This is a genomic window from Meiothermus granaticius NBRC 107808, assembly GCF_003574355.1.
Lineage (GTDB): Bacteria > Deinococcota > Deinococci > Deinococcales > Thermaceae > Meiothermus > Meiothermus granaticius.
In genome coordinates, this window is sequence record NZ_QWLB01000008.1 from 1 (window position 1) to 22,231 (window position 22,231).

The 22,231-nt window shown below is 64.1% G+C and carries 23 protein-coding genes; 9 read left to right on the forward strand and 14 right to left on the reverse strand.

Annotation, left to right across the window (positions count from 1 at the left end; translation table 11 throughout):
- The first annotated feature begins 77 nt into the window (after positions 1 to 77).
- Complete coding sequence (locus tag Mgrana_RS04020; RefSeq protein ID WP_119356324.1) at positions 78 to 530, forward strand: DUF1999 family protein; 453 nt, start codon at positions 78 to 80, stop codon at positions 528 to 530.
- Between the two features lie 36 nt (positions 531 to 566).
- Positions 567 to 776, forward strand: coding sequence for a heavy-metal-associated domain-containing protein (locus Mgrana_RS04025; RefSeq protein WP_119356325.1), 210 nt, complete (start codon positions 567 to 569; stop codon positions 774 to 776).
- A 248-nt stretch (positions 777 to 1,024) separates the two neighbouring features.
- Here the strand turns inward: Mgrana_RS04025 and Mgrana_RS04030 are convergent, their stop codons facing one another.
- Complete coding sequence (locus Mgrana_RS04030) at positions 1,025 to 1,555, reverse strand: hypothetical protein (protein WP_119356326.1); 531 nt, start codon at positions 1,553 to 1,555, stop codon at positions 1,025 to 1,027.
- 326 nt (positions 1,556 to 1,881) lie between these two features.
- Between Mgrana_RS04030 and acnA the strand changes: the two genes are divergently transcribed.
- From acnA to Mgrana_RS04050, 4 genes are all read left to right on the forward strand, one after another.
- Positions 1,882 to 4,587 carry an aconitate hydratase AcnA gene (gene acnA, locus Mgrana_RS04035; protein WP_119356327.1) on the forward strand — a complete coding sequence of 902 codons (2,706 nt, stop codon included), beginning with the start codon at positions 1,882 to 1,884 and terminating at the stop codon, positions 4,585 to 4,587.
- 159 nt (positions 4,588 to 4,746) lie between these two features.
- Entirely contained in the window at positions 4,747 to 5,784 is a 1,038-nt protein-coding gene (locus Mgrana_RS04040; RefSeq protein ID WP_119356328.1) for a LacI family DNA-binding transcriptional regulator, read from the forward strand.
- A 46-nt stretch (positions 5,785 to 5,830) separates the two neighbouring features.
- Entirely contained in the window at positions 5,831 to 6,976 is a 1,146-nt protein-coding gene (gene mqnE, locus Mgrana_RS04045; protein ID WP_119356329.1) for an aminofutalosine synthase MqnE, read from the forward strand.
- Between the two features lie 12 nt (positions 6,977 to 6,988).
- On the forward strand, positions 6,989 to 7,804 hold the full coding sequence (locus Mgrana_RS04050) for a menaquinone biosynthetic enzyme MqnA/MqnD family protein (protein ID WP_119356330.1): 816 nt from the start codon (positions 6,989 to 6,991) through the stop codon (positions 7,802 to 7,804).
- A 6-nt stretch (positions 7,805 to 7,810) separates the two neighbouring features.
- Here the strand turns inward: Mgrana_RS04050 and glyA are convergent, their stop codons facing one another.
- Positions 7,811 to 9,043 carry a serine hydroxymethyltransferase gene (gene glyA, locus Mgrana_RS04055; protein ID WP_119356331.1) on the reverse strand — a complete coding sequence of 411 codons (1,233 nt, stop codon included), beginning with the start codon at positions 9,041 to 9,043 and terminating at the stop codon, positions 7,811 to 7,813.
- 92 nt (positions 9,044 to 9,135) lie between these two features.
- Between glyA and Mgrana_RS04060 the strand changes: the two genes are divergently transcribed.
- Together Mgrana_RS04060 and Mgrana_RS04065 are read left to right on the forward strand one after the other, a co-directional pair.
- The gene (locus Mgrana_RS04060) at positions 9,136 to 9,384 is read left to right on the forward strand and encodes a hypothetical protein (protein ID WP_119356332.1); all 249 of its coding nucleotides are present in this window, start codon (positions 9,136 to 9,138) and stop codon (positions 9,382 to 9,384) included.
- Between the two features lie 41 nt (positions 9,385 to 9,425).
- On the forward strand, positions 9,426 to 10,292 hold the full coding sequence (locus Mgrana_RS04065) for a DMT family transporter (protein WP_119356333.1): 867 nt from the start codon (positions 9,426 to 9,428) through the stop codon (positions 10,290 to 10,292).
- Between the two features lie 88 nt (positions 10,293 to 10,380).
- Here the strand turns inward: Mgrana_RS04065 and Mgrana_RS04070 are convergent, their stop codons facing one another.
- Both Mgrana_RS04070 and Mgrana_RS04075 read right to left on the reverse strand, forming a co-directional pair.
- Positions 10,381 to 10,926 (reverse strand): TetR/AcrR family transcriptional regulator, encoded by a 546-nt coding sequence (locus tag Mgrana_RS04070; RefSeq protein ID WP_119356334.1) that lies wholly within the window; start codon positions 10,924 to 10,926, stop codon positions 10,381 to 10,383.
- 75 nt (positions 10,927 to 11,001) lie between these two features.
- On the reverse strand, positions 11,002 to 12,156 hold the full coding sequence (locus Mgrana_RS04075; RefSeq protein WP_119356335.1) for a class I SAM-dependent rRNA methyltransferase: 1,155 nt from the start codon (positions 12,154 to 12,156) through the stop codon (positions 11,002 to 11,004).
- A 51-nt stretch (positions 12,157 to 12,207) separates the two neighbouring features.
- Between Mgrana_RS04075 and Mgrana_RS04080 the strand changes: the two genes are divergently transcribed.
- Positions 12,208 to 12,564 carry a phage holin family protein gene (locus Mgrana_RS04080; RefSeq protein ID WP_119356398.1) on the forward strand — a complete coding sequence of 119 codons (357 nt, stop codon included), beginning with the start codon at positions 12,208 to 12,210 and terminating at the stop codon, positions 12,562 to 12,564.
- A 4-nt stretch (positions 12,565 to 12,568) separates the two neighbouring features.
- On the opposite strand, the gene Mgrana_RS04085 is transcribed toward Mgrana_RS04080, so the two are convergent.
- From Mgrana_RS04085 to Mgrana_RS04130, 10 genes are all read right to left on the reverse strand, one after another.
- Positions 12,569 to 13,615 (reverse strand): SIS domain-containing protein, encoded by a 1,047-nt coding sequence (locus tag Mgrana_RS04085; RefSeq protein WP_119356336.1) that lies wholly within the window; start codon positions 13,613 to 13,615, stop codon positions 12,569 to 12,571.
- Positions 13,612 to 14,718, reverse strand: coding sequence for an N-acetylglucosamine-6-phosphate deacetylase (gene nagA, locus Mgrana_RS04090; protein WP_119356337.1), 1,107 nt, complete (start codon positions 14,716 to 14,718; stop codon positions 13,612 to 13,614). Before nagA ends, Mgrana_RS04085 begins: the two co-directional genes overlap by 4 nt.
- A 28-nt stretch (positions 14,719 to 14,746) precedes the next feature.
- Positions 14,747 to 15,580 (reverse strand): ROK family protein, encoded by an 834-nt coding sequence (locus Mgrana_RS04095; protein ID WP_119356338.1) that lies wholly within the window; start codon positions 15,578 to 15,580, stop codon positions 14,747 to 14,749.
- Positions 15,577 to 17,109, reverse strand: a complete 1,533-nt coding sequence (locus Mgrana_RS04100) for a DUF4127 family protein (RefSeq protein WP_119356339.1) — start codon at positions 17,107 to 17,109, stop codon at positions 15,577 to 15,579. The genes Mgrana_RS04095 and Mgrana_RS04100 overlap by 4 nt, the downstream gene beginning before the upstream one ends.
- A gap of 2 nt (positions 17,110 to 17,111) precedes the next feature.
- Positions 17,112 to 17,411, reverse strand: a complete 300-nt coding sequence (locus Mgrana_RS04105; protein WP_240631240.1) for an ABC transporter permease family protein — start codon at positions 17,409 to 17,411, stop codon at positions 17,112 to 17,114.
- Between the two features lie 56 nt (positions 17,412 to 17,467).
- A complete protein-coding gene (locus Mgrana_RS04110; protein ID WP_119356340.1) occupies positions 17,468 to 18,316 on the reverse strand; it encodes a MurR/RpiR family transcriptional regulator in 849 nt (282 codons plus the stop codon).
- Entirely contained in the window at positions 18,313 to 19,137 is an 825-nt protein-coding gene (locus Mgrana_RS04115; protein WP_206075046.1) for a carbohydrate ABC transporter permease, read from the reverse strand. The genes Mgrana_RS04110 and Mgrana_RS04115 overlap by 4 nt, the downstream gene beginning before the upstream one ends.
- A complete protein-coding gene (locus Mgrana_RS04120; protein WP_206075047.1) occupies positions 19,130 to 20,008 on the reverse strand; it encodes a carbohydrate ABC transporter permease in 879 nt (292 codons plus the stop codon). Before Mgrana_RS04120 ends, Mgrana_RS04115 begins: the two co-directional genes overlap by 8 nt.
- A gap of 152 nt (positions 20,009 to 20,160) precedes the next feature.
- The gene (locus tag Mgrana_RS04125; protein WP_119356341.1) at positions 20,161 to 21,483 is read right to left on the reverse strand and encodes an ABC transporter substrate-binding protein; all 1,323 of its coding nucleotides are present in this window, start codon (positions 21,481 to 21,483) and stop codon (positions 20,161 to 20,163) included.
- Positions 21,480 to 22,190, reverse strand: coding sequence for an N-acetylmannosamine-6-phosphate 2-epimerase (locus Mgrana_RS04130; protein ID WP_119356342.1), 711 nt, complete (start codon positions 22,188 to 22,190; stop codon positions 21,480 to 21,482). The genes Mgrana_RS04125 and Mgrana_RS04130 overlap by 4 nt, the downstream gene beginning before the upstream one ends.
- Positions 22,191 to 22,231 lie beyond the last annotated feature (41 nt).

Consider the following 22,231-nt stretch of genomic DNA (forward strand, 5'->3'; position numbering starts at 1 on the left):
CCCCCGAAGAGGCCCAACCCCTGACCCCCGCCTCTCCTGTAGTCTAGGGGGAGGGCCTCGAGCCCTATTCCAAAACCATGACCTACCGTGATTTTGAAGAGTTCGACTTTCCTGCCCTAGCCCGGCTCGAGCAGCGCCTCTTGGAGGGTCAGCCCCCTCATCTCTACCGCGCAACCCCCGCCGCTTTGCGCTTTTTCTCCCGCAGCGGACACTCCTTCTTAGCCCACTTCGCGGGCGAGGTACACGGGTTTGTGCTGGCCCAGACCGTTTGGCAAGGGGACCGGGTCACCGTGCTCATTACCCGCCTCCTGGCCGATTCCGATGAAGCCTACCGGGGTCTGCTGGCCGCGGTGGTGAAATCGGCCTATGACGCCGGGGTTTACGAAGTGGCCCTCCATGTGGATGCCGGGGATGCCCCGGTCGTCCGGGCCCTGAGCGAAAATGGCTTTACCCTCGGCCCGCTTCTCCTGGCCGTACGGGTGCTGGGCAGTCGGGGGATGCGGGGGGAGACCACGGGCGTGCTGAAATAGCCCCACACCCACCGGGTAAAGCGTAGAATCAAAGGCGTGAACCGGGTGTTGCTGGGGGTGCGGGGTTTGGAGCATCCCGAACAGATCGAAAAGGTCACGGCGGCCCTGCAGCAGGTAGACGGGGTGGGCAGCGTGAAGCCAGGGGAGCCAGGGCAGCTCGAGGTCGAGTATGACCCCTTTAAACTCACCGTGATGGACTTGATCCGCAGCGTGCGCGAGCAGGGGTTTCTGGCGGGCATGCTTTAGCCCTCCAAGGGCAGCGCTAGGTCGGTGTCCGAGCCGGGCGGATACGGGTAACGCCCCATAGCCAGCATCTGGCCCTCTCCACTAAGGCGGTCTCGAGCATCCCGTCTACCTAGCGGAATTTCGCCCGTATGGCGGAGATATCTGGAAGGCTCGAGCCCCAGCCCGCGCTCCCCAATCCACACCCGGTAGCGGTCCGCAATACATAGACGAGGCGCAGATTGTCGTTCACGCGATTCTATCCAGGTCTCTTAGAAGCGGGTCAGGGTCAGCTTGAGGTATTCCTTGGGAAGGGGCTTTCGCCAAATCTCCCCCAAGCAGTCCTCCTGCCCCCCCTGCACCACCACCTTCCACATCACCATCACCTCTTCCCCATCCCATTCGGCAAAAGCCCGCAGATGCCCCTCATTGCCGTCGTATTCCAAGGTCGGGGGGCCCAGTTGCTGACTTAGGTGGGCCTTAACCCGCCCGTAGAGCTCCTCGAGGGCCTCGCCGGGCGCCCTCTGGAGGGCAAACTCAATGAGCCGCAAGCTGGGTTTGGGGGCATCGTGGGTTTCATCGCAAACGAACCTCCCGGAGATCGCGCAACTGAGCCCCCCCAGGCAGCGCATCCCGTTCCAGGTTAGGGTGTCTTTGTCTGGGCGGGCATCCTCTAAACCCAGCAGCATCCGGGCGGCCCGGTGCGAGGTATACCAGGGCAACAGGATATGGTGCTGCTCCAGGTATAGCCCCTGCTCGAGGCCAGGGGGGCCGTCTGCTGGTGGGTTCCGAGGCTCAGCCATAAGACCTATACCCCCATACTGTAATCCGCCCCCCTGGTCCTCCCCGTGACGGATAACCCTGCATCCGGGCTGGGGCTGACGGTGTAGGTATATCGTGGGCCCGCTCGGAATCTAAAGCCCAGTTTGGTGTACGCTAGAAGGTGCTTAGCGGAAGGCGCACCCTCCCAGGCACCGAAACCAGCCCCCAAAACCCAACCGGAGCCCCTCCGTTCCCAAAACCTTCGCGGCTTCAAGACGCGCGGGTACACTGGAAAAGCCCGGTCAACGCCGTGCCCGGCCCCTGGCGGGGCCTTTGTGGCTGGTTTCCCCTTCGAAAGGAGTCTTGTATGGCCTACAGAGATGAATTTGGTGCGTGCAAAACCCTCTCCACCCAGATGGGCGAGGTTCACTACTACGACATCGGGGAACTCGAGCGCCAGGGCATCGCCCAGGTCTCCAAGCTGCCCTTCAGCATCCGGGTGATGCTGGAGAGCCTGCTGCGCAGCCACGATGAGTACAAAGTCCTGCGCCAGGACGTGATCAAGCTGGCGCAGTGGCAGCCCGACCCTGGCGAGGTAGATGTGCCTCTGATGCTGGCGCGGGTGATCCTTCAGGATTTCACCGGGGTTCCGGCGGTGGTGGATCTGGCCTCGATGCGAGACGCCATCGCCAAAAACGGCGGGGATCCCGAGGCCATCAATCCGGGCGTACCGGTGGATCTGGTCATTGACCACTCGGTTCAGGTGGATTACTTCGGAACCTCTTACGCCTTTGCCCAAAATGTGGAGCTCGAGTACAAGCGCAACGAGGAGCGCTACCGCCTGATCAAGTGGGGCCAGAATGCGCTTAAGGGCTTCCGTGCGGTGCCCCCAGGAACAGGGATCGTCCACCAGGTGAACCTCGAGTACCTGGCCAGCGTGGTGATGACCCAGCGCGGCGAGGATGGCAAACTCTACGCCTTCCCCGACTCGCTGGTGGGCACCGACTCCCACACCACCATGATCAACGGCCTGGGCGTGCTGGGCTGGGGCGTGGGCGGCATCGAGGCCGAGGCGGTGATGCTGGGCCAGCCCTACTACATGCTGGCCCCTAAGGTGGTGGGGTTCAAGCTCTCGGGCGAGCTGCCCGAAGGGGCCACCGCCACCGACCTGGTGCTGCGGGTGACCGAGATGATCCGCAAACACGGCGCGGTAGGCAAGTTTGTGGAGTTCTACGGCCCCGGCGTTTCAAAGCTCCCCATCGCTGACCGGGCCACCATCGCCAACATGTCCCCAGAGTACGGGGCCACCATGGGGTTCTTCCCCATCGATGGGGAAACCCTGGCCTACCTGCGGCTTACCGGGCGCTCCGCCGAGCTTATCGATTTGGTGGAGAAGTATGCCAAGGCCACCGGGCTATGGCGGACCGACGAGGCCGCACCGGTGTACAGCGAGTACCTGGAGCTTGACTTGGGGACGGTGATCCCCTCGCTCTCCGGCCCCAAGCGCCCACAAGACCGCATCAATCTGGGCGAGGTGAAGAAAAGCTTCCTGCTCTCGCTGACCAAAGACCCCAAGGAGCGTGGGTTCGGCCTCGCTCCCAGCCAGCTCGAGGCCAAGGTCACGGTGCAGCGTGGGGGTGAGGAGTTTGAGCTCCGGCACGGCTCGGTGGTCATCGCGGCAATTACCTCCTGCACCAATACCTCCAACCCTTCGGTCATGCTAGGGGCGGGGCTCTTGGCCAAAAAAGCGGTCGAGGCCGGACTGGACACCCAGCCTTGGGTGAAATCCTCTCTGGCTCCCGGCTCCAAGGTGGTGACGGAGTACCTCAACGCGGCCGGGCTCACGCCTTTCCTCGAGGCCCTCAAGTTCCATACCGTGGGCTACGGCTGCACCACCTGCATCGGCAACTCTGGCCCCCTCCCAGAGGAAATTTCCAAGGCGGTGAAGGACGGGGACCTGGTGGTGGCTGCGGTGCTCTCGGGCAACCGTAATTTTGAGGGGCGGGTCAATCCCGATGTGCGGGCCAACTACCTGGCCTCACCGATGCTGGTGGTGGCCTATGCGCTGGCCGGTCGGATGGACATTGACTTCACCACCGAGCCGCTGGGCTACGATCCTAACGGCAAGGCGGTGTACCTGCGCGATATCTGGCCCAGCCAGGAGGAAATTCGCCAAGTGGTCCATCAGACCCTCGACCCGGAGATGTTCCGCCGCGAATACAGCAGCGTGTTCAGCGGGGATGAGCGCTGGAAGGCTCTGCCCGCTCCCACCGGCACCCTGTTCCAGTTCGACCCCAACTCCACCTATATCCAAAACCCGCCCTTCTTCCGCGACCTGCAAAATCAACGAGACCTCGGCGATATCAAGGGGGCCAAGGTCTTGCTCCTGCTGGGCGACTCCATCACCACCGATCACATCTCCCCTGCGGGCAACATCGCCAAGAACAGCCCTGCCGCCCGCTATCTGATGGAGCATGGGGTGCAGCCCGCGGATTTCAATTCCTATGGCTCGAGGCGGGGCAACCACGAGGTCATGATGCGGGGCACCTTCGCCAACATCCGTATCCGCAATCTGATGCTGGGGGGTAAGGAAGGCCCACTGGCTCTCTACAACGGGGAAGAGATGTCGGTCTACGACGCGGCCATGAAATATCAGGCCGAGGGCACCCCCCTGATCGTGATCGGCGGGGCTGAGTACGGCAACGGCTCCAGCCGCGACTGGGCGGCCAAGGGCACCTTCTTGCTCGGGGTCAAAGCCGTGATCGCCCAGAGCTTCGAGCGCATCCACCGCAGCAACCTGGTGGGGATGGGGGTGTTGCCCCTACAGTTCGAGAGCGGACAAAGTGCCACCAGCCTGGGCCTGACCGGGTTTGAACGCTACGACATCCTGGGTCTGGAGAACCTCCATCCCGGGATGGAGGTGACGGTGGTGGCGACTCGAGCCGATGGCAGCCAGCTCTCCTTCAAAACCAAAGCCCGAATCGACACCGCCGTAGAGGTGGATTACTACAAAAATGGGGGAATTTTGCACACGGTGTTGAAGAAGCTGCTCGCCGAGCAGGCCAAGGCCTGAGCCGGTTCTACCTACCGGACCCGACCCGCCCTGGGTCGGGTTTGTGTTGCGGGTTCTCGCCCCAGTTCACCGCAGGCTTTGAGCGTGTTAGACTGTTCTTCGCTTCATCGCTAGAAAAGCGCTTCCATTGACGCTGGGTCGGGTGGAAAGGAAATTCAAGTGCCGGGCAGACGCAAACCCACCATCAATGAAGTCGCCCACCTAGCCAAGGTCGGGATTGGGACCGTGAGCCGGGTGCTGAACAACCACCCCGCGGTGCGCCCAGAAACTCGAGCCCGGGTTCAGGCCGCCATGGAAAGCCTGGGCTACCGGCCCAACCCGCACGCCAGGCGGGTGGCCGGGGGCCGCAGCTATACCGTTTCGGTGATCCTGCCCTTTGTGGCCACCGAGTTCTACACTCGGCTCATCGAAGGCATCGAGCAGGTATTGCAGCAAGAGCGCTATGACCTGGCCTTGTTTCCCCTTTTGTCGCGCAGTCGCCTCGAGCGCTACCTCGAGTCCTCCACCTTTGCCTACCAAACCGATGGGCTGATCATTGCCTCCTACGATCTCACCGAGCTGTTTGGGGGGAACCTCCTCCCCACCGACCGACCGGTAACCTTGGTGGATGCCTACAACGAGCACTACGACTCCTCCTACATGGATAACCCCCTGGGAGGAGCCCTAGCTGCGGAGTACCTTGCACAGTTTCCGGGGGAGATCTTTGCCATCAAGCTCGAGGAGGACATTGACCGAGCCTTTGCCAAAACCACCTTTGGCGGTCGGCTGGCGGGGTTCCAGCATAAGCTGGCCGAGCTGGGGCGTAGCCTACCCCAGACCCACCTCTACACCACCCGTTTCTCGGCGGAAGGGGGCCAGCTGGCCCTGCGGCAGTTCATCGCCCAGAGCCCCCCACCCTATAACATCTTCGCCGGGGCCGACCTGATCGCCCTGGGGGTGCTCGAGGAGGCCGAGCGGCAGGGCCTGAAGATCGGGCACGAGGTGCGGGTGCTGGGCTACGATGGCCAGCCCTGGACCGAGGCCAGGGGCCTATCCACCTTGGCCCAGCCGGTAGAGGCTATGGGAGCCGAGGCTGCGCGGATGCTCCTGAAGCGGATCGGGGGGTATCGCGGGGCCCCGCGAGCCGTGCGCTTTACCCCCACGTTGCTCGAGCGGGCCTCTACCGCTCCACGCGCCCCTATCCCCGCCCATCCGTAAGCCAAGGAGCAAGTTCAGTTCCAGGGGGGTGTTAGGATTAAGCCTGATGCGCTGGATCCACGACCCCAAACTGTTCCCCATCGCCGAGAAGGTCGAGGCTGGGGAGCGGTTGAGCTTCGAGGAGGGGATGACCCTCTTCCACACCCCCGATTACAACACCCTGATGCGCCTGGCCAACCGGGTGCGCGAGCGCAAGCACGGCGATAAAACCTACTTCGTGCACTCCCTGCGGCTCGAGTTCACCAACATCTGCTACGTGGGCTGTACGTTCTGTGCGTTTGCGGCCAAAAAAGGTGAGGCGCGGGCCTGGGACTACAGCGTGGAGGATGTGGTGGCCAAGGTGCGCGAAAAGTGGGAGCCAGGCCTGACCGAGCTGCACATGTCCAGCGGCCACCACCCCAACCGCCCCTGGAGCTACTACCCCGAGATGGTGCGGGCCTTGAACCAAAACTTCCCCGGTATCCAGGTGAAGGCGTTCACCGCCGCCGAGATCGAGCACCTCTCCAAAATCAGCAAGAAACCCACCCTCGAGGTCTTGCGCGAGCTGAAGGAGGCCGGCCTGGTGGCCCTGCCCGGCGGCGGGGCGGAAATCTTCGCCGAGCGGGTGCGCCGCCAGATTGCTAAGAACAAGGTCAAGGCCGAGAAGTGGCTGCAAATCCACCGCGAGGCCCACAGCCTGGGAATCCGCACCAACGCCACCATGCTCTACGGGCACATCGAAACCCTGGAAGAGCGCCTCGACCACATGGATCGGCTGCGCAAGCTGCAAGACGAGACCGGGGGCTTTTACAGCTTCATCCCCCTGGCCTTCCAGCCCGACGCCAACGCCCTGGCCTTCAACCTGGGCAAAACCGAGTTCACCACCGGCCTCGACGACCTGCGCAACCTGGCCGTGGCCCGGCTCTACCTGGACAACTTCGACCACATCAAGGGCTACTGGGTGATGATCTCCTCCGACCTGGTGCAGGTAGCGCTGGACTGGGGCGTCTCTGACATTGACGGCACCATCCTCGAGGAGCACATTGCCCACGCCGCCGGGGCCACCTCGCCCCTGGGCCTCTCCCGCCAGAAGATGGTGCAGCTCATCCAGGCCGCTGGGCGCCTGCCGGTCGAGCGGGATGCCCTGTACAACGAGCTACGCATCTATACCGATAGCCAAAACCACCAGACCCCCATCCCTGCCCATCGCTAGTAGCCCCCCGCCATGAGCTATATTCTGGGTGTCCCCCGCTACGCCAACACCGCGCCGCTGTACCACTTTCTGGAGGAGGGCGAGGGCCTCGTCTTTCGCTACGGCGTGCCCACCGAGCTGAACCGCTGGCTTCTGGAGGGAGAAGTAGACCTGAGCCTGGTTTCTTCCTATTTCTACCTGAAAAACGCCGACCGCCTGCGGCCCCTGCCCGACTTTAGCGTGGCCGACCTGGGCCCGGTGTACTCGGTTAACCTGTTCCACCGCAAGCCCTGGAGCGAGCTCCGGCACATTGCCCTGACCACCGAGAGCGCCACCTCGGTGCGGCTGTTGCACTACCTGCTCGAGCGCGATGGCCTTGAGGTGCGCTACACCCACGAGCAGGGTGGGCTCGAGCTCTTGGAGCGCTACGACGGGGTGCTCCTGATCGGTGACCGGGCCCTCAGCACCTACGTGGGGCTGCTCTCGATCGTTCCGGAGTCGGTGCACCAGATTCCGGTGCAGCCGGGTGGGGTGTTTGTCAGCGACCTCTCGATGCGCTGGTTCACCCACACCCGGCTGCCTTTTGTGTTTGCGGTCTGGGCCACCCGCAGCCATGAACCCCCGCCGGCGGAGGTGGTGCGGCGACTGCGGGTGGCCCGCAGCCTGGGGCTGGGCAACCTGGCCGCTGTGGCCGGCACCGAGGCCCAGCGCCTGAACGTGCCCGAGCGGCTGATGCAACACTATCTGTGGAACTTCCGCTACCACCTCGAGGCTCCCGACCGGCTGGGCCTCGAGGCTTTTGCAAGCGCGGTGGGGCTTCGGTACCCCAATTGCTTCTGGGAAGTTTAGCTTGCGCTAGGGCATCGGGTGGGCTAAGGCCAGCATGCGCACCCGCTCGCGGAGCTCTTCGTTGGGCCCAAGGGTCAGGGCCTCATCGATCATCCCAGCGATGATGGGCATCTCCTCAGGGGTGAATGCGCGGGTGGTGATGGCCGGCGTACCGATACGAATGCCCGAGGTCACCCAGGGCTTCTCTGGGTCGTAGGGAACGGTGCTTTTGGAAACCGTGATGTTGACCTTGTCGAGGGCTGCACTGGCCTTGTTGCCCTTGATGCCCTTGTTCTGCAGGTCAATCACGAAAAGGTGGTTATCGGTTCCACCGGAGACCACCCGGTACCCACGTTCAACAAAGGCCTGGCTCATGGCCTTGGCGTTTTCGATGATCCGCTCGCAGTATCCCCGGAACCCCGGCTGTAAGGCCTCCCAAAACGCCACCGCCTTCCCCGCGATCACGTGCTCCAAGGGCCCGCCTTGGGTACCGGGGAAAATCATCTTGTCAATTTTGGCTCCCAGCTCGAGGTCATTGGAAAGGATCAGCCCCGAGCGGGGCCCCCGCAGGGTTTTGTGGGTGGTAGAGGTAACCACATGGGCATAGGGCATGGGGTCAGGGTGCAGCTTGGTGGCCACCAGTCCGGCGATGTGGGCAATGTCCGCCATCAGGTAAGCCCCCACCTCATCGGCGATCTCGCGAAACTTTGCGAAATCAATCTGCCGGCTATAGGCCGAGGCTCCGGCGATGATGAGCTTGGGCTTATGTTCCAAGGCCAGCTTGCGCACCACGTCGTAGTCGAGGTATTCAGTCTGGCGGTCTACCGGGTAGCCCACCACGTGGTAGTTAAGCCCGGAAAAGTTGACGGGCGAGCCGTGGGTCAGGTGCCCGCCCTGATCCAGGGCCATCCCCAGCACGGTGTCCCCCTTTTCCAAAAGGGCGAAATAGACTGCCAGGTTGGCCGAGGAGCCGGAGTGCGGCTGCACATTGGCCCAGGCCGCCCCGAAAAGCTGCTTGGCCCGGTCAATGGCCAGTTGCTCAACCTGGTCAATCACCTCACAGCCCCCGTAGTAGCGCTTGCCGGGGTAACCCTCCGCGTATTTGTTGGTCAACACGCTCCCCACAGCCTCTCGCACCGCCTTAGAAACAAAGTTTTCCGAGGCGATGAGCTCGAGGCCTTCGCGCTGGCGGGCTTCCTCTTTAGCGATAAGGCTAAACAGCAGCTCATCCCGAGCCGAGGTTTCAGGCGGGGTAATCACGCCTCCAAGTATACCGCTCGAGGCTCCTCCGCGACTGAGGCCTGCTGTGGGGTGGATTACGCCTCTGGGTTGGTTTGCGCTACACTGGGCTTATGCGGAGCTTTCTATCGGTGATTGGGGCATTGCTGTTGGTGGTTGCCATCATTTTGTTGGTCTACCTCTCAATAGACTATGTGCGGCTCTCAGCGGCGGCTTCCACCCTTAACCGGAGCTATCCAAACCCCATTGGCTATGTGGCGCTCACCATGATCGTCTCCTTGCTTTCGGGCCTCTTTTTCGGGCTGGGGCTGCGCTCGGGCCGACGGAACGATTCCGAGGGTGAGACCAACCCGCGCGCTTAACCGGTTGAACCGCCCGGTCACCAGGACGTAAAGTCCCAGGTGTGGGGTATCTCTATGTCCTGGTTGCCGCAACCCTGTGGGGCCTTTTGGGCTCGGTATCCAAGCTGGTCTTCGCCCAGGGGGTTTCGCCCTTAGAAGCCGCTTTCTGGCGAGCGGTGATGGGGACAGCGATCTTCGGAGTCCACGCCCTTGTCGCCCGTCAAACCCGTGTGGATCGCAAGGATTTGCCCGCGCTGGTTGGATTCGGTTTGGTGGGAATCGCCCTGTTTTACGGCAGCTATCAAAGCGCTATCGCAGCTGGGGGAGCGGCCCTAGCGGCGGTGCTCCTCTACACTGCACCGGCGATGGTAGCGGTGATGTCCTGGCTACTGCTCAAGGAATCCATGGATTTCACCAAGCTACTGGCCTTGCTCCTCACGCTGACCGGGGTCGCGGCGATCAGCCTGCAGGGAGGAGCGGTTCAAGTTACAGGAGCGGCGGTGTTTTGGGGACTGGTCGCGGCCTTTACCTACGCCACCTATTACATCTTCGGCAAGCTCTATCTGGGTCGCTATGCTGCACCCACGCTATTGCTCTACGCCCTGCCGGTAGGAGCCTTGGCCCTGGCCCCCCTGGTGCACTTTGCGCCCAAAAACCCCACAGCCTGGGCCGCAATGATTTTTCTGGCCCTGGCCTCAACCTATGCGGCGAATCTGTTCTATTATGCCGGTCTGAAGCGCCTCGAGGCCACCCGCGCCTCGGTTGTGGCCACCCTCGAGCCGGTGGTCGCGGCCCTAGTGGCCTGGGTGTGGTGGGGCGAGCGGTTCAGCCCTCTGGGTTATCTGGGCGCCCTGCTGGTCTTGTCGGGTGTGCTGCTGATGGTGTTCAAGCCCTCGAGCGCAACCCAAGCCCTCGAGGCCCCCCAGTGAAGCCCCCATTGCGCTCTTCACCGGCGGGACCACTCCTCTCGGCGGCCACGGTCCTGTCCAGGGCAAGGCTTTACAGGCGAAGAACACTCTAGCGCGGCGCCCCTTTGCTCGGCAGACCCCGCACAAACACCCCCAGCCCTTCCTCTAGCAGGGCTTCTACGCTATAGCCCGGCATGTGCTGGACGGTCATATAGGTGCCGTGAACGATGGAGACATAAATCACCGCCAGGGCTTGGCCGTGGCCGGGAACCTCCGCCTCGAGCACCCGGGCGAGCTGCTCAATTCCGCGCCGCATGGCCCCCAAGGCCAGTCCCGCGGCCCCCTGATCCCCGCCACGCCGTCCCGACTGGGCGGTCATCAGCGCGGTGAGCGGCTCAACCTGGTAGCGGTAGGCCAGGGCCACGGCCATGAGCCGGTCATAGAGCGGGCCTTTCTGGGCCAGCAGCCGCTCGGTCTCTTGGGCGGCCTCCTCGAGCAAGGCCTCGAGCAGGGCCCTCTTGGAGGGAAAGTGATGGTATACCGCGGCTTTGGTGAGGCCCAGACCCTTGGCCAGCCCCTCGAGGCTGGTTGCAGCATAACCTCGCTCCGTGAAGGCTTTTCGAGCCCTAGCCAGGAGCGCTTGGCGGGTGTCCACAAGTAGATACTAGGCTACGCCCCTAGCGCTCAGGCGGATGTGTCGCCCGCAACAGTGCAGGGGTCCCCTCCCGGGCTATAGCCCATCCTCCTGAAACCTCACCGTTTTGAGGTACAAAGACTCCGGCACGTGCAGGCTCCAGGGATGATCGGAGGGGTTGTAGGTGATGGCGTGAACCCGCAAGCGGCGGCCTTCATCTGCAGCGGCCCGGCGGGCCACCTCGAGCAGTTCATCGGTCCCGATGTAGTAGGAGCAGCTCGAGAGCCACAGCCAGCCCTCTCGAGCCAAAAGCCGCAAGGCCAAGCGCAGCAGCTCTACCAAGTGCCGCTTCATCCGGGGCAGCTCACTGGGGTGCTTAACTAAGGTGGGGGGATCCAGCAGCACGTGGGAAAAGGGCAAAACCTTGTCCACCAAGCTCTCCAGCACCGCCAGGGCCTCTCCTTGACGGATATCCACCCGCAACCCGTGCCTGGCCGCAGCCCGGTCCAGCACCGCCAGCGCTTCCAAGTCTTTATCCACCGCGAGGGCGTAGGCCCCTTTGCGGGCCGCCCGCAGGGCGAAGGTGCCCACATAGCTGTACACGTCCAGCACGCGGTCTCCCGGGGCCACGCTCTCCTCTAAAAGGCGCCGGTTTTCCCGCTGGTCTAGGTAAAATCCGGTTTTCTGGGCCAGGGCCAGCGGGATGGAAAAGGCCAGCCCATCCTCCAGCACCTCGAGCACCGCCGGAACCTGGCCGTAGATCTCCCCCACCCGCTCGGGCAAACCTTCTTGCCGGCGCGTATCGGTATCGGAGCGCTCGTAGATGCCGGTGGGCTGGGCGACCTCGAGGAGAGCCGGCAGCCACACCTCGCGTAAGGCCTCCATGGCCCGATTCCTCACCTGCAGCACCAGCACCGGACCAAAGCGGTCCACCACCAACCCAGGAACCCCATCGGCCTCAGCGTGCACCAAGCGGTAGAACCCCCCCAGGTGGCGGCGCTTTTCCTGGGCTCGAGCAAAGCGATGTCGGAAGAACTCCCTATCCAAGTTCCCGTCGTCAAAGCGGTAAACCCGCAGCGCAACCCGGCTCTGGGGATCGTAGTAGCCTACCCCCAGCCGATGGTGCTCCGCCGAGAGAACTTGAACCACCCCAGCCGCCTCCGGAACGGACTGAAGCTCATCGGCAAAGAGTCCTGGATAGAAGTTGCGTACTTTTTTGTCCTTGCCCGGTTTGGCGATGGCCCGTTGCATTCCCCTAGCATAGAGCCCCTTTCGCGGCCCCCGGCGGTGTACCCTGGGGCCATGCGCGGATTCCTTCTGCGGTTACTGCTCAACACCTTGGCCCTGTGGCTGGTAGCCCAGCTCTACGGTGGGGTCTACTTCGCCCCGGGCAGCGGACTGGGCGACTACCTGCTGGCGGGGCTCATCTTCGGCATTGCCAACGCCATCGTCCGACCAATACTGCTGTTGTTGACGCTCCCCATCAACCTGCTCAGCCTGGGGCTTTTCACCCTGGTGATCAATGCGGTGATCCTAATCCTGGTGTCCTTCTTTACCTCGCTCGAGGTGCGCGGATTTGGCGGGGCGTTTATCGGGGCCATTGTGCTCTCCATCATCGGCTTCGTGCTCAACCTGCTCTTCGAGCCCCGCCGGCGCTAGGGCTTCAGCGGGTTCGGGTCACCTTAGCCAGGTGGCGGGGGGCATCTGGATTAAAGCCCCGAGCCAGCGAGAGCTGGGCCGCGAAGGGATAAAAAGCCTGCACCAGCAGCACCGAGTCCAGCACCGGGTGAAGCCGGGTGGGCAGCGGGAGCGGGGTGTGGGCGAGCTCGAGGGCCCCGGCTTCAGAGGAGGCCACCAACAGGTGCCCCCCCTTGGTGCGCAGGTTCTCCAGCAGGCTCAGCATGCCTGGAAGCGGGCGATCGCGCGGGGCCAGCACCAACAGCGGGAACCCTTCGTCCACCAACGCCACCGGGCCATGCAGGAGCTCGGCTCCAGACATGGCCTCGGCGTGCAGGGCGGAGGTTTCCTTGAGTTTTAGGGCCAGCTCCTGCGCGGTCGCAAAGGCATATCCACGCCCCACCACCAGCGCGCTATCGGCCCCGACCAGGGCCTCGAGCCCCGCGCCCCAGTTGGTCTCCGTAGCCTTGTACAGCGACTCCGGCAAAAGGGCCAGGGCCTCCTTCAACCCCCGGTCATCGGCCCAGTAGGCCACCAACTGAGCCAGCGCGGCCAGGGTAGCCAGGTAGCTCTTGGTCGCGGCCACAGCCTCTTCAACCCCCGCCCACAGGGGAAACACCACCTCGGCAACCTGCGCCAGCGGTGAGGCTTCTTTGTTAACGAAGGCCACTGTGAGGCCCCCATCCCGCCGGGCCTGGCGGGTTACCTCGAGCAGATCCGGGCTCTCCCCCGATTGCGAGACCGCCATCACCAAAGCCTTTGGCAGCGAAAGGTGGGCCCCATAGACGGTGGTGACGGAGGGGATGGCGCTGCTACAGACCCGCCCCAACAGGCTCTCGATCAGGTATTTGCCATAGAGGGCGGCATGGTCGGAGCTACCCCGGGCCACCGTGAGGGCAAAGGGGGGCGGGTTCCTGCGCAAAAAGGCGGCCAGGGAGGCGGCTTCCCCGGCATTTTCGCGCAGGAGCCGCTCCACCACCGCAGGGGCCTGGAGAGCCTCCTGGTGCATCTTGGTCTCTTCAGGGCGGGTCATTGGGCCTCCGGACGGCGGGCTTCCAGCACCGGCTGGCCCGCGATATATACCTGTTCCACCTCGAGCTGTGGGTCCAGCACCACCAGGTCTGCCGGGGCCCCGACCTCGAGGGCTCCGGAGGACTGGCCCAGGTAGGCATGGGGCCGCGCCGAGGTCAGGGCCACCGCTTCTGTTAAGCCCAGCCCCCACCCCACCAGGTTGCGTACAGCCTGATCCAGGGTCAAAGCACTCCCGGCCAGCCCCCCATCGGCCAGAAACACACCGTTGCCCCTGCGAAACACCGCATTGCGGCCCAGTTGGTACTCCCCTTCCGGCATTCCGGCCGCAGCCACCGCGTCGGTGACGGCGTACAGGTGGGGAATGGTCTTCCACAAGGCCCGCACTGCCGCCGGATGAACGTGCAGGCCATCGCCGATCACCTCTCCCCACTCTCCCCGCTCCAGGCCCAGCCCCACCACCCCCGGCTCACGGTGGTGCAGCCCGGTCATGGCGTTGAAGAAATGGGTAAATCCCCGGGCTCCGGCCTCCAGGCCGGCCTTGGCCTGCTCGTAGCTAGCGGCGGTGTGCCCGAGCTGAACGATCACGTTCTGCTCAACCAGGTAGCGAATCAGCTCCACCGCCCCAGGCAGCTCCGGGGCCAGCGTGACCACCTTGATGGGGGCGAGCTGCAGCCAGCGGCGCATCAGCTCCAGGTTCGGGTTGAGGGTGTAGGGGGGCTGGGCCCCCAGCCGGCCTGGGTTGATGAAGGGACCTTCCAGATGAACCCCCAGCAGACGGGCCTCACCTGGGCCGGGGCGTTCAATTACCGCCTTGATCCCCCTGAGGGCGGCCTCGAGGTCTTCGATCGGTGCGGTTACGGTGGTGGCCAAAAGCGCGGTGGTGCCGTGACGGGCGTGAAAGCGAGCGGCTTGGCGCACCGCCGCCTCCCCTTCCATAAAATCCGCCCCACCCCCGCCGTGCACGTGCAGGTCTACAAAACCGGGGAGAAGATACCGCGCAGGCGCTTTGGGCAAGGGTTCCAGGCGGCGTACTTGGTCATCAAAGCCAAGTAACCCTGTGTAGCTGCGATCGGAGGAAACGAGGGTGCCGGTGAGTTCGTTCATAAAGCAGTCCTAAAGATCTCCCTTGTCTTTAGCCTAAATGGGTACGGGCCAACTGGGCCTCGAGGCCACACTCCGCCCAGGCCGCTGCCCCGATCAGCCCCGCCTCAGCGCCCAGCGCCGCCCGCACTACCGCCAAGCCCGGCCCGGTAAAGCCGCGCAAGCGCTCCAGGTAGGCTGGGGCCAACCCCAACCCCCCACCCACAATTACCCGCTCCAGGTTCAGCACCCGCTCGAGGTCCAGCAGCTTGGCCGCGAGCAACCGGGCGCTGCGGTCGAGGGCCGCAGCCGCCCCCGGATCGGTCTCGGAGCGGGCGACCACCTCCGCCGCCCCCGCCAGCCCGTGCTCCACCGCCCAGCGATCCAGCGCGGCGCCCGAGGCGGCATGCTCGAGAAACCCTCCATCCTCGAGGCGAGTAAACCCCAGCTCCGAGCCCTGATGCAGCCGCCCCTCCAGCACCAGCCCGCTGCCAATTCCGGTGGAGACGGTGACAAAGAGAAAACTGGCCACCCCCCGCCCCGCCCCAAAACAGGCCTCTCCCCAGGCTGCGGCATCAGCGTCATTGAGGACAAAGGTAGGGAGAGCGGTTGCCGCGCAAAGCCTTCCCGCCAAGTCCACTTCGGTCCAGGGCAGGGTTTCCGGGTTGGGTGCGGTCACTTTACCGGCGCGCACGGTCCCGGTCGCGGCCACCCCTAAGGCCTTGCTCCCCCCCAAGAGGGGCTCGAGCAGCTCCAGTACCACCCGAATCAGGGCTTCAGGGCTGCGGTCGGAGGGGGTAGGGATTCGCGCGGCCTCCAGTACCCGCCCCTCCTGCACCCGGGCCGCGGCCAACTTGGTCCCACCGATATCGAGCGCGGTGATCACGGCTCATCCCCTTCAGGAATCAACTTTAGCGGAAACACCCCCGTAAAGAGACGGGGCCAGGCCAGGTGGGCGGGGCGACGCTCGAGCCGAACCCCCGGCAGGTGAGGAGCAAACTGCTCCCGCCAGAGGGTTTCCACCAGAGGGGCCAGCCGGGCCTCGAGGTGCTGCTCGGCGATCTCCCTAAGCGGGCCGAGGTCGTAGGGGTTGGGGGGGGCACCGCTCTCTTGGGTCAGAACTCTGGCCACCTCAGCCCGCACCCGGCCTTGGTAGAGCCAGTCGTCCACCAGCCGGGAGAGGTTGGCCTCGGCCAGCGCCAAGGGGGACGGGCTTTCCAGGGCACAAACCCCCGAGGCGATGGCGCTGCCAAGGGTGTTTCCCGCCGTATTCCAGGCCGCGTATCCAACCAACCGAACGGGGTTCAGGGCCCTAAGCAACAGGCGGGTGAACCGCTCCTCGGCCCCATTGGCATAGGCCACATCGGCCACCGCAATGCGGCGATCGGCCCCCTGGTCTTCCCGCAGGCGATCCAGAAATTCCGGCAGGTGGCGGGCTGCAGTATCTACTTGCTCGAGGTCCGGGCGGGCTTCGCCTTGGGCCACCGCCGGAGCATTGACCGCCAGCACAAAATCGGCCTCCTCCGGGGTTTCTGCCCGCGCACACCCCGCAGCCCGCAGATGGGCCTTGACCAGCTCGCCCAAGGGGCGGTCTTCGTAGCGCATGGGGGCGGCCTCGGCCAGGGCCGAAGGGTAGCGCACCCACACCCTGGGGGTGCGCCCCCAGGTGTTCACCAGAGCCCGGGCCAACAAGGTCACCGCCCCCTCATCTGCTCCAGGGTACATATCGGCCCGCTCCCACAGGCCCAGCTCATCCAAACGGGCCTCGAGCCGCCTGCGGTCGCGGGCAGCCAGGCCGTAGGGGGCGGTGTCGTCAAGGGTCAGGCAGAGGTGCTCGAGCACCCCCTCCTGCAACAGGCCGATGGCCGCTTGGTGAAGGGCGTGGTTGCGCTCGCGGGTCGTCAGCCAGTCCTCTAAAATCTCTGCCGGCACCGCCGCCCGGGCCCGCTCGAGCTCGCCCAGATCGCCCCCGCGCTCAACCCGATCGGTCCACTCCGAAACCCGGCGCAGCGCCGCGCCCCACTGGCCGTAGTACGGCTTTTCTTCCACCGGATCATCCCCATGGGCCACCCGCACGATCACCCCATAGGCCAGAATGCGCAGCTTGGGATGCGCCTGCCGAATCCGACGCAAGGCCTCGAGCCGCCCTAGTGCCTCCTCCAGGCCCTCGCTGACCCGCCGCGCCGGGATCATCCCGCCCAGGGTGAGGGTCTCGAGGTTCACCAGGGCCAGATCCGCCTCCGGGGCCTCCTGCCACAGCCACTCGGCCATGGCCTTGGTATCCCCCGGTTCATTGAGGCGATTGAGCATCCCCAGCGGGGGCGAGCGCAGCTCCACCCCGGCCACTCGGGCCAGTTGGTGGGGCAGCTCGAGGGTCGGGGGCCGGGTGTCGCAAGGCAGAAGCAGCGCACGCATGGCTAGCCCTTCACCGCCCCCTCGAGACCCCGCATGAAGAAGCGCTGGGCCAACAAGAACACCAGTAGGATCGGCAGCATCATCACCATTGCCCCCGCCGCCACATTGAAGGGATCATAGTTAAACTGCCCTTTGAGCGTGAGCACTGCCACCGAGAGCGGATAGAGGTCCTGGTTGGTGATCAGGGCTAGCGAGGGCCAGAAGTAGGTATTCCAGATCCCCACCAGGGTAAAGATGCCCAAGGCCGTAAGTGAGGGCAGCGAGAACGCCAATGCTGCCACAACCCACAGCTTCTTCAGCATATCCACTCCTCCTAAAAAACCTGCTAACGGGGGCTAGCCCGATGTAGCCATATTCATCAGTAATTCCTGTCGGCCACAGCCGCGGCGGTCCTCGAGATGAACTCCTGGGCCTCCTTGCGGCGCAGCGCCACCAGGGTATAGAGCAGGTCCAGCACCAATAGCTGGCCCATCTTGGCCGAAACCGAGCCGCCGGTCAGCGGGCTCTCGGTCACCGAGGTCACTAGGGTCACCTCCGCAACCCGCGCAATGGGGCTTTTGAGCCGCTGGGTAAGGGCCAGGGTCTTGGCCCCTGCGCGCCGGGCGACCTCGAGGGCCTTTACGGTATCGATGGTGGTCCCCGAACGGGTGATGGCGATGGCTAAGCCCTCCCTGTCTAGGGTCGCCGCCGACATCGCCGCCAAGTGGGGGTCGGCGTAGCTTTGCACCGCGTAGCCCAGCCGCAAAAACTTATAGGCGAAGTCCTGAGCGGTCACGCCAGAGGCTCCCACCCCGTAGAGGTCAATGCGGCGGGCCGTCAGGAAAAACTCCACCGCCTGCGCTACCGCCTTCAGGTCGAGCAAGCGGCGGGTGTCCTCCAGGGCTTGCCGGGCGTGATGGGTAACGTACTCGAGCGCCTCCTCGGGGGTATGCGGATCGTCCTGGGGGGAGAGCCCAACCGGGCTTGCGGCCAGGTCCGAGGCCAGGGCCAGCTTGAAATCCTGGAATCCACTGAACCCCAGATCACGGCAGAAACGGATCACGCTGGCCTCTGAAGCCCCTGAGGCCTCGGCCACCTCCACCACGGTCTGATAGAGCAGCTTCTGCGGGTCTTGCTGCACATACTCAGCAATCTTGCGCAGGGCCGGGGTCATCCCGCTGCCCAAGCTGCGCAAGGAGACTAAAGCCCCGCTCGGCGAGCCCCTCATCCCTTCACTGCTCCGGCGACCAGCGCCCTTGCCAAATACCGATAGCCGAACATTCCCAGAACCAGGGGCGGTAAGGCCGATACCGTCATCGCCGCCGCGATCTCGCCCCAGCGTACCCCCCAGGAGGTGATGAACAGAGCCGAGCCCACCGTCACCGGGATGGCGTTCTTGGTGGTGAGGATCAGGCCGAACAGGTACTCGTTCCAGGAGTAGATGAAGCTGAGGATCGAAACCGCAACCAGCACCGGTATCGCCAGTGGCACGATAATGTGGCGGAACACCCCGAGCGTGCCTGCCCCGTCCACTCTCGCGGCCTCCTCGATCTCGGGCGGGAAGTCTTGGATGAAGCCGACCAACAAGATCAAGGCCAGCGGCACGTTGATCACGGCGGCGATGATTGCCAGCCCAGTACGCGTGTCGAGCAACCCGACCGTCTGGAACATTAAGTAAAATGGAATGGCGAATATGATGAGCGGCACAGCGCGAAGGTTGGTTATAAGCGGCAGCAAATTTCCGCGCCCCAGGCCGAACCGCACTATCGCGTAGGCGGCGGGGAGCGTGACCGCGACGGCAATCAGGGTGCCGCCGAGCGAGATGCTGATGCTGTTGAGGAGATAGCGGGGGAAGTCCAGGCTCCTGTCGGTGAAGATCTTCAGGTAGTGCTCGAGGGTCGGCGCGAACAGCCACACCTTGGCGGTGATCTGCGGGGTAGTCTTGAGCGAGGTGGCAGCAGTGAACAGCAGCGGGAAGTTAAACACCACCACCACAAGGACGAAGAATGTCCAGCGCAGCGCTTCCAACGGGGCGAAAGTCTTACGCACGGCCCCACTCCCGGAGTGCGACCCGCATCGAGATGAATAACGGTACCAGCGCCAACAGCAGCAGGAACAGCGAGGCCGCGATTGCCGTACCCAGTTCGTCGTTGCGGAAGAACTGGAGGTAGATGTAGATGCTGATGCTCGTGGTGGAAGTCCCCGGCCCGCCGCCGGTCAGCACCATAATGTGGTCAAAGACCCGGAACGAGTCAATGAAGCGGATGAGGGCGGTGATGGCGAGCGCTGGAACCAGCAGCGGCAGTGTCACGAACCGCAACTGTTGCCAACTGTTGGCCCCATCCACCTTGGCCGCCTCGTGCAGCTCGCCGGGGATGGCTTGCAGGGCAGTGTAGAGGATGAGTAGCGCGAAGGGGGTCCACTGCAACACCTCGATAGCGACCAAGGTCGGGACCACCAGCGGAGGGGTGAGGAAGTTGACGAAGAGGCCCAATCGTTGAGCCAAATCCGGCACAACTCCAATAAAGTCGTTGAGGATGAGGCGATACATCGTACCCAGCAGGGCCGGGGCCACCATCATCGGCAAGAGCAGCAGGGCCAGGAGCGGGCGGTGGCGCTCCAAGATCGGCTGGAACGCCAGTGCCATTAGGAGGCCCAGCAGTACCTCGAAAAAAGTTGCCGCCAGCGCGAACCGCAGGCTGAAGCCCAACCCCCCCCAGAACACGGGGTCGCGCAAGGCACTGGCGAAGTTGCCAAAGCCGGTCAGATCGGGGCTACGCAGGTTACGGAAGCTCAGGTCGGTGAGGCTATAGAAAAGGTTGGCGAGGAGCGGGAACCCCAGCGTGAGCAACAGGAACAGCAGCAGCGGGGCAACCAGCAGCCACACGGCGGGCTCGAGGCGCTTCCACCTGGGCCGCACTTGGGGGATTCTCTGCTCAGAGAGGCGCACTGTTACCGCCCTCCCTAACGCGCTTTGGAGATGCCTGCTTAAGCACGTCTAGGCTCCCCTCCTCCGCACAGGGGGAGAAGAGCCTGTCCGAGGTGGGCCGATGAGGGGTCATTCCAAAACGCTCACTTCTGCGTGGACAGCCGGGTCATCGCCTCGGTGGCGGCTTTGAGTGCGTCATCCACACTCTTGGTTCCCGCCCATACCGCCGAGAACTCCTGCGCCAGTGCCGTGTACACCGGAACCGCGTAGGCTGCCGTACCGCCGTTCACTACGAAACCGTACTTGTTGATGTGGTCGGCCACCAGCGGGAACTCCGGGCGTTTGCTTGCGAGCCCGCGCAGCACGCTCCCCACCGGGGGCAGCCCACCCGCCTCGGCGTAGACCTTCATCGCCGTCTCGCTACCCAGCCAGGCCATGAACTTGCCCGCCGCGGCCTTCTTCTCCGAGGCGTTGTTCATCCCGATGCCCAGGCTGTGGACGTGAGTCTTGTGACCCTGTGGCCCGGCGGGCATCGGGGCCAAGGCCACCTTGTCGTAAACCTGCGGCGACTTCTCCTTGTCGGACAGCTCGTTGAACGCCGCCGACCACTGGAGGATCGTCGCCACCTGCCCGCCCCGGAACGCCTCGTTGGCCTCGGCGTACTCGTAGTTGGTGCTCCCCGGCGGGGTAGCCCGGTTCTTGAACAACGTTGTGTAGATCGCAAGGCCCTTGCGCGCGGCGTCCGAGTCAATACTGGGCTTGCCGTCCTTGTCGAAGAGATTGCCGCCGTAGGAGACCAGGGTGCTCTGCCAGATCATAACGTTGAATAGCAGGTTCTTGGCCTGGAGCGCGGTACCGTAGACGGTAGGCGAGTCGGGGTTGAGCGACTTGGTGAAAAACAGGGCCGTCGCCATGTAGTCGTCCCAGGTCCACTGGTCGGCGGGCTTGGGGCTTAGGGCCTTGCCCAGCACGCGCTGGCTGATCTGGCGGTAGCGGGTCTGCCAGGCGGTGTCTTTAAGTAGCCGATCCACGAGGTCTTTGCGGTAGTAGGTGAAGTGGTTGGAAACGTCGGTAGGCACCCCGTACTGCTTACCCTGGAAGTTGAGCGAGCTGACCGCCGAGGGGATGAAGGCACCGAGGTTCTGTTTATTCAGATAGCTGTCAAGCGGGGCCAGGTAGGGCGCATAGCGGCCCAGGGTGTAGGTGGTGACGAGGGCCATGTCGAACTCTTTGGACCCTGCCGCCAGGTCGGTGAGTTCTTTGTCGAAGTAGCCCTCGCGCGAGAACAGTATCTGCTTCACCGACACTCCATCGGTTTTGCCCTGGCCCGAGTTGTAGGCGTCGAGGACCTTCTGCATGGCCTCGCTCTCGGGGCCGGGCCAGAACAGCAACGTGACCTCGGTGCTCTGGGCCGAAGCCAGCCCCAAGGCAGCCACCAAACCGAACAACCACTTGTACTTCTTCATAGTTTGCCTCCCTTGAACTCTGTTGCCTGAGGACGCAAGACCCTCACGAACCCCTCGGTGATGACTTCGACACGGGTCAAGGCGGTTCCTACGGTGACGGCGAAGGCCCCAGCCTCGAGCGCGGCCCGGGCCTCCTCCGGTCTGGAGATCCGCCCTTCAGCGATGACCCGCACCCCCCGCTGGGCCAGCCTTCGCACCATCTCCAGGTCTGGGCCTGGGAGCTGGGGGGAGTACTCAGTATAACCAGACAGGGTGGAGCCCACGAAATCCGCCCCTAAGCGGTGCGCCTCCAAGCCCTCCTCTACCGTGGAGCAATCGGCCATGGCCAAGCAGCCCTGCGCGTGAATCGCCTCGATCAGGGCCAGCACCGATACCGGACGGGGGCGACGGGTGGCGTCGAAAGCGATGATCTGGGCTCCTCGAGCCGCCAAGCCCTCCACGTCGGTGAGTTCCGGCGTGATGTACACCGGCGAATCCGGCACCTCGCGCTTGACCAGGCCGATGATGGGCAGGTGCGTTACCGCACGGACGGCCTCCACATCCGCCAGACCCTCGATGCGCAGGGCTACCGCCCCACCGGCGAGGGTGGCCAGAGCCAGAGCGGCAACCAAATGGGGCTGGTCTAAAGGCCCGCCCCGCACCGGCTGGCAGGAGGCGATAAGGCCCTGCCGCAGGCGTTCTGCAATCTCGGTATGGGATTCAGTCACGGGGGCTCCTTGAAGTTTTACTCTATCTAGAAAGTTATGAT

Bases quoted from the DNA above. Each gene is read 5' to 3' on its own strand.
- Mgrana_RS04060 (WP_119356332.1), top strand. From the start codon at position 9,136: ATGCGGAGCTTTCTATCGGTGATTGGGGCATTGCTGTTGGTGGTTGCC.
- Mgrana_RS04125 (WP_119356341.1), bottom strand. From the start codon at position 21,483: ATGAAGAAGTACAAGTGGTTGTTCGGTTTGGTGGCTGCCTTGGGGCTG.
- Mgrana_RS04085 (WP_119356336.1), bottom strand. From the start codon at position 13,615: ATGACCCGCCCTGAAGAGACCAAGATGCACCAGGAGGCTCTCCAGGCC.
- Mgrana_RS04020 (WP_119356324.1), top strand. From the start codon at position 78: ATGACCTACCGTGATTTTGAAGAGTTCGACTTTCCTGCCCTAGCCCGG.
- nagA (WP_119356337.1), bottom strand. From the start codon at position 14,718: ATGAACGAACTCACCGGCACCCTCGTTTCCTCCGATCGCAGCTACACA.
- Mgrana_RS04030 (WP_119356326.1), bottom strand. From the start codon at position 1,555: ATGGCTGAGCCTCGGAACCCACCAGCAGACGGCCCCCCTGGCCTCGAG.
- Mgrana_RS04100 (WP_119356339.1), bottom strand. From the start codon at position 17,109: ATGCGTGCGCTGCTTCTGCCTTGCGACACCCGGCCCCCGACCCTCGAG.
- Mgrana_RS04110 (WP_119356340.1), bottom strand. From the start codon at position 18,316: ATGAGGGGCTCGCCGAGCGGGGCTTTAGTCTCCTTGCGCAGCTTGGGC.
- Mgrana_RS04075 (WP_119356335.1), bottom strand. From the start codon at position 12,156: ATGCAACGGGCCATCGCCAAACCGGGCAAGGACAAAAAAGTACGCAAC.
- Mgrana_RS04080 (WP_119356398.1), top strand. From the start codon at position 12,208: ATGCGCGGATTCCTTCTGCGGTTACTGCTCAACACCTTGGCCCTGTGG.
- acnA (WP_119356327.1), top strand. From the start codon at position 1,882: ATGGCCTACAGAGATGAATTTGGTGCGTGCAAAACCCTCTCCACCCAG.
- Mgrana_RS04105 (WP_240631240.1), bottom strand. From the start codon at position 17,411: ATGCTGAAGAAGCTGTGGGTTGTGGCAGCATTGGCGTTCTCGCTGCCC.
- mqnE (WP_119356329.1), top strand. From the start codon at position 5,831: ATGCGCTGGATCCACGACCCCAAACTGTTCCCCATCGCCGAGAAGGTC.
- Mgrana_RS04050 (WP_119356330.1), top strand. From the start codon at position 6,989: ATGAGCTATATTCTGGGTGTCCCCCGCTACGCCAACACCGCGCCGCTG.